General features: G+C 48.1%; 5 protein-coding genes. All 5 read right to left on the reverse strand.

What is annotated here, in order from left to right; translation table 11 throughout:
- Window positions 1-566: HD domain-containing protein (locus tag Q0294_RS17515; protein WP_299468041.1), on the reverse strand; the 566-nt coding region annotated here is incomplete at its 3' end.
- Window positions 567-581: 15 nt separating this feature from the next.
- The gene (locus Q0294_RS17520) at window positions 582-2,696 is read right to left on the reverse strand and encodes an ABC transporter ATP-binding protein (RefSeq protein WP_299468043.1); all 2,115 of its coding nucleotides are present in this window, start codon (window positions 2,694-2,696) and stop codon (window positions 582-584) included.
- 55 nt (window positions 2,697-2,751) lie between these two features.
- Window positions 2,752-3,678, reverse strand: coding sequence for an ABC transporter permease subunit (locus Q0294_RS17525; protein WP_299468044.1), 927 nt, complete (start codon window positions 3,676-3,678; stop codon window positions 2,752-2,754).
- A 330-nt stretch (window positions 3,679-4,008) separates the two neighbouring features.
- Window positions 4,009-4,320, reverse strand: a complete 312-nt coding sequence (locus tag Q0294_RS17530) for an acylphosphatase (RefSeq protein ID WP_299468046.1) — start codon at window positions 4,318-4,320, stop codon at window positions 4,009-4,011.
- 121 nt (window positions 4,321-4,441) lie between these two features.
- A complete protein-coding gene (locus Q0294_RS17535) occupies window positions 4,442-4,645 on the reverse strand; it encodes a carbon storage regulator (RefSeq protein WP_299468048.1) in 204 nt (67 codons plus the stop codon).
- Between the last annotated feature and the right edge of the window lie 614 nt (window positions 4,646-5,259).

Consider the following 5,259-nt stretch of genomic DNA (forward strand, 5'->3'; position numbering starts at 1 on the left):
TCATCCAGTCGCACATTGCAGTTTTGTACCAGCGATTCCAATCGCGGATCAGACTGACCGGCGGCTTCAATCATGGAGTGATAATATTGCACAATCTCTGCCGGGCTGGCACCAAAGTGTCCCCAGAATTCCTGTCTGTCTCCCGTCTGCAAATCAAACAGCATCGCTTCCAGATTATGCAGTTTATCTGCCAGTTCAATCGCACGGGCTCCCAGAGTCGCCTGCTGCATGACTTCAATATGATCCTGTTTTCTGTCCCGCCAGCTCCGTTTTTTCCCCACGCTCGATTCTTTTTCTTCTGTCATTTCTTTGACATACTGAATCACGTCGGCTGAAAAGTGTTCTGCCAGTTGTTCGATCGTCAGGTCGGTATCTTCGACGACATCGTGCAGAACCGCGGCAGCGAGAATCGCTTCTTCGTGAAAACCGGCCTTCATCAAAATCAGGCAGACACTCATCGGGTGAGCGATATAGGGAATGCCGGAAGATTTTCGCTTTTGAGATTTATGGGCCACTGCGGCCAGCCGAATCGCATGTTCGACCACGGGGGAGTGCAGAATTTCCATGAATGTTTCTTTGGTTCAACGATCGATTGCCGGTTCCTGAGTGTGTCGAAACTGGTTGAAGCGCGTGTACTCCCAATGTCGATACCGGGCAGATTTCTTTAACAGATTCGGCTGACTGTCAACGGCTTCCACTTTTCCATCGTGAATCAGGACAACCTGATCTACGCGGCGCAGCGTCGTAATTCGCGACGGTATAATCAGAATCGTACGGTTCTGAAATATCCGTGTGTAAGCATCTTCCAGCAGCGTTTTCGTATCTTCGTCGAGCGGCCCCTCCGGTTCTTCAATGATCATCAAAGCGGGTTTTCTCAACACGGCCCGTGCCAGCCCCAGCCGGAAGCTTTCACCTTTCGTCAACTCTTCACCATTCTGCCCCAGCGTGGTCTCGTACCCTTGAGGTAAATTCTGGATGAATTGATGCGCATGTGCTTCCTTGGAAGCCGCAATAATTTCCTGCAGAGAAAAGCGTTCATCACCACAGCGAATATTTTCTTTGACGGTTCCCGTCAGACAGGGATCATTGCCACTGACAATAATGGCCTCGGCTCTAAGCGACTCCAATGTAACCCAGGCAGTGTCCTCGCCATCCATCAAAACCCGCCCTGATTTCGGTTCGATAAAACGAGGAATCAGGAAAGTCACTGCCCGCGGGGCAAGTTCTTCGAGTGAAACAAAAGCCGTACTGGTTCCTGCAGGAATTTTTAGATCAAAGCCATTGAGAATTTTGGAATCCTGTCCGGACAGACTGTAGCTGACATTCTCAAATTGAAGTGACTGTGACAATGGCTCCAGAAACTTGGCCCCCACTGCCTGACTGACTTCGGGAATCTGGTTGAGATACCGATAAATAGAGCTGGCTGCAATATTGGCCTCCGAGCGGAGCGGGATCAGCTCGTAGAGCCCATTGACCGGCAGATAGAAGAAGGCGAAGATCCCCACGATTAATACCGCGGCAGAAAGCGGCAAACTTTCCGGACTCACCAATACTTTGTAACCCACAAGAAATAACACGAGACAGGAACAGAAAACCGCCAGACCACGGGCAATGCGATGGCCCCAGCCTTCAACACGTTTTAACTTGTCAATGTTTTCGGTATATTTCTCAAGGTGCTTCTGAAAAAGTTCATGTTCTGTTGTCTCCATGCCATAACCGCGCACCAGTCGCGTGCTGCGCAGGTTTTCAGCCAGTAAAGACAATTCGGTTTCAATGGCGACCAGAGTTTTAGCATGTTGACTTTCATAAGTTTTGCGATACTGCAATAAAAAATACCACGCCGCTGCCAGTGGTATCATGCACTGCAGTGTTAATCTCCAGTCAACCGAGATGGTAAAGAGTACCAGTATCAGCAGTGTGACAGGATGCCGGGACAGGCGGTAGACCCATTGAAAAACACCACTCTGCACGGTTCCGACATCTTTGATGAATAACGTGAAAGTCTGGTCTGTTTCTTTACCTGATAAATCGCCGGGCCCCAGTCGCAGTGCCTGACGATGAATCATATTTCGTAAAGTCATGGATACCTGATGGGAGATTTTCAAACTACGCTGCCGGGATATCCAGCGAATCAATACCCGGACGCTGGCTAGAATCAAAGCCACAAGTACGAGTGTAAATAAAGCAGACTGATTTTCCTGAAGCAATGGAAAACGCTGGTAGAGTTGTTTCAAGCCATCCAATTGATATTTTGAATGTGCCCACCACACTGACGGCAGAATCCCGGAATCCGACAAAGTAAGCGTATTAAGAACAGCGGAGGCAGGCTGCTCTGCTTTCGCGTTTACCACCTGCGGTTCAGATGACTTTGCGGTTGCTTCCGGTTTGGATTTCCCGGGCTCAGATTTCTCTGGCTCAGATTTCTCTGGCGTCTTTTCTGACTTCGTCTGATCAGTCAGGATGACGAGCGGTTCTACTTCTCTGAGCTCCTGAATGTACAGGACGTTCTGTTCTCCCCGGACGGTAATCCGGCCTCGATGGTTGAGTAAATCGAGGATCAGAAATAAATCGACCAGTAACAGAGCAAGCAGCAGACCATTTAAAAGTGACCAGAACAATATCGATCTGGCAGACCCACCAAAGAATTCGCGCGCAGGGAACGCGCGGTGGAATGCGTTGGGCTGACGATTTGACACAGGACCCACCGAATCTGTTTTAAATTATTGATAAACGAAACCTGTTCCCTGCTGCTCAGGCAAGGTCACGGTCTTCAAAAAGGATAAAGGCAACCAGAATCGCGATCCCGGAATAGAGCAGACAGCTTAATGCGGAATAACCGATATATATTGGCGGAACCACCGTTCCTGTTGCAACCGCTGGCGACATATTAAAGTTATCAAGGTTAGGCAGAATCGTGGCGATCAACTGGCCCGTGAATTTTACAAACTCCAGCCCTTCTGATTTGGCCTGAACCAGGTTGGGGGTCAGGTGGCCAATGATGTAGATCCCAAAACAGATAATCATATTCACCATCATCGGCAGGCGGGTTGAAATGGCGACACTGATTGCCGTCAGGATTGCAACTTCCATATAAATCAAAAGAATACCCGGCAGAATCAGCCAGACAGCAGCCATTTTTTCTGCGTGGCTGGGAGCTTCCTGGGAGGCTTCCCGTGCATCATAGCCCACCTTGAAATAAACGAGTAACAGGAAGGTGATCACCAAAGGCAGCATTAACCAGACAACGGCTTTCAGGATGCCCAGATATTTCCCGACAATGAACTGACGGCGGTTGATGGGTTTAGACAGCAACGTCATTGCCGTTTTCCCTTCAATTTCGTCTGCGATACTGGTACTGGCAGACCAGACCGCCAGCAGCAGGCTGCAAATCAAAATGGTTGCCAGACCGCAGTCCATTAACATTTTGACATCGTCTCCCATCGAAAAGAACGGGAGGAAGGTATTCAATAACAGCAGGATCAGGCCTAACGCCATCAGCAGCAAAAAGACCGGCTGACGGATGGCTTCTTTCGTGGTGGCTTTGGCAATCACTCCTGCCTGTGTGAAGGCAGTCCCGCCAAATAACATCACAAAATAGAGCAGAACACCGATTCCGGTGATCCACCATTGCACAGTCAAGTCAGGAGTTTCCGCAGAAAAAACCAGGAGGCTTTCCATTGTTATATTCACCGATCAAGTAATTTTATGAATTGAAGAGAACAAGAGATAACATTACGACTAAGCGATCACAAGGCGCAAAATCGCTTGCTTCTTTTACGAAGCAGATTGCGCCGGATGTTGGTTTTATTTTTGAACTTCTGAAAAACAATCATTTTTCAGAAAGCTGCGTCAACCGACCTCAGGCTGTAGCTACTTTACCGCGAAAAGGTGGGCAAAGTAAAGAATGCGAAGCAGTTCGTCGCGTGTTTTCCGTAATCTGGTGTGAACGTTCGCTATAACTTGCCAAATTGGACTGATACCAACTTGAACCTGCTCAATTGCATAGGGTTAGCGTTTAATTTCAAAATTCTGCCACGCCGGGTTCGGCGCGAATTCCTGAATCGATACATCTGTCACATTGGTGGCAAACGTGAGCATCATTTCATCGAAAAACTCATCCAATGCAGCTTTGTCACTGGCCTGGGCCACCAGCTCTACCGTTCCATCGCTCAAATTTTTGACAAAGCCACTGATGAAATGCCGCTGCGCGAGCCTTGAGGTGCGATAGCGAAAACCAACCCCCTGCACACGCCCCTGAAATATCGCGCGCAGACAGATTGCTGCCGCTGAGGAATCGGGTTGCTGAGAATCAGCACACATTTCACGAGGCTTCTGTGGTCGAAGTTTTAGGGATTAATGAGGAAACGCAACTCTGATCGACAATCATACGATCAAAAAAGACATGAAGTCTTGAGATGGGAAGCAGAAATCGAACTTCCGTTTAAGGCGAGGAAGTTTCCTCTTTAAACTGCTCGGTCTCTGGCAGTTCAGAAAAGTCGATACACAACTCTTCACGAACAATGCTCATGCTCCGAGGGGCATCAATACCTAACCTCACCGAATTGGGGCCGATCCGAACAATCGTCAAGGTTACGTCATCGCCAATCCGAATGCGCTCGCCGGGCTTACGTGATAATACAAGCATTTCTTTTCGAATCCTTCGTTATCTGTACCCTCATACTTCCCTGTAACCTTTCCAGAAAGGTTGAAGCCAAATTGTAGGATGAGGGTAATTTAAAGAGTACTCATCTCGACAGTCTGTTGAAAACAACCTGTGCTTTCCCCAAAAACTGCCATCACTACGATGTCGACATCAGTATGATAACACTTTTTGTTTTCACGTGTCTAGCCCAGACCTGAAAATATAAAACCGCCTACAATTAGCACCAAAAACTGCCACTTTTCCACCCATTTAGCCCAATTTAATGCACAATAAACAGGCACCGCAAGACCTGCTTAAATAACATGCAGTCAAATCGCCGCTGGCACGGATTCGCTCCTGCTTCGGATACAACTACGATCAGAAACCTTCTGTCCGGTTTCCAGTATGCCGGAAATCGGTTGCCAACACTTCCCAGACCGAGGCCAGCCAATCTTGATCTGATTCAGTAACAACAACAGAAAGGTACGACCGTGACTGGAATTCAAAGAAGATAGAAAAAGAAGCAGGAAAACCTGTTGGCAACCGCTTGACGATTTCCGCGAGGATCGTCAGTCTTTAAACAACAGAATTTACTAACTCAAAAATCTGCCTCAACA

Source organism: uncultured Gimesia sp. (genome assembly GCF_937919775.1).
In the GTDB taxonomy this organism is placed as follows: domain Bacteria; phylum Planctomycetota; class Planctomycetia; order Planctomycetales; family Planctomycetaceae; genus Gimesia.

Coding starts and splice junctions, on each gene's coding strand:
- Q0294_RS17525 (WP_299468044.1), bottom strand. CDS start 3,678: ATGGAAAGCCTCCTGGTTTTTTCTGCGGAAACTCCTGACTTGACTGTG.
- Q0294_RS17530 (WP_299468046.1), bottom strand. CDS start 4,320: ATGTGTGCTGATTCTCAGCAACCCGATTCCTCAGCGGCAGCAATCTGT.
- Q0294_RS17535 (WP_299468048.1), bottom strand. CDS start 4,645: ATGCTTGTATTATCACGTAAGCCCGGCGAGCGCATTCGGATTGGCGAT.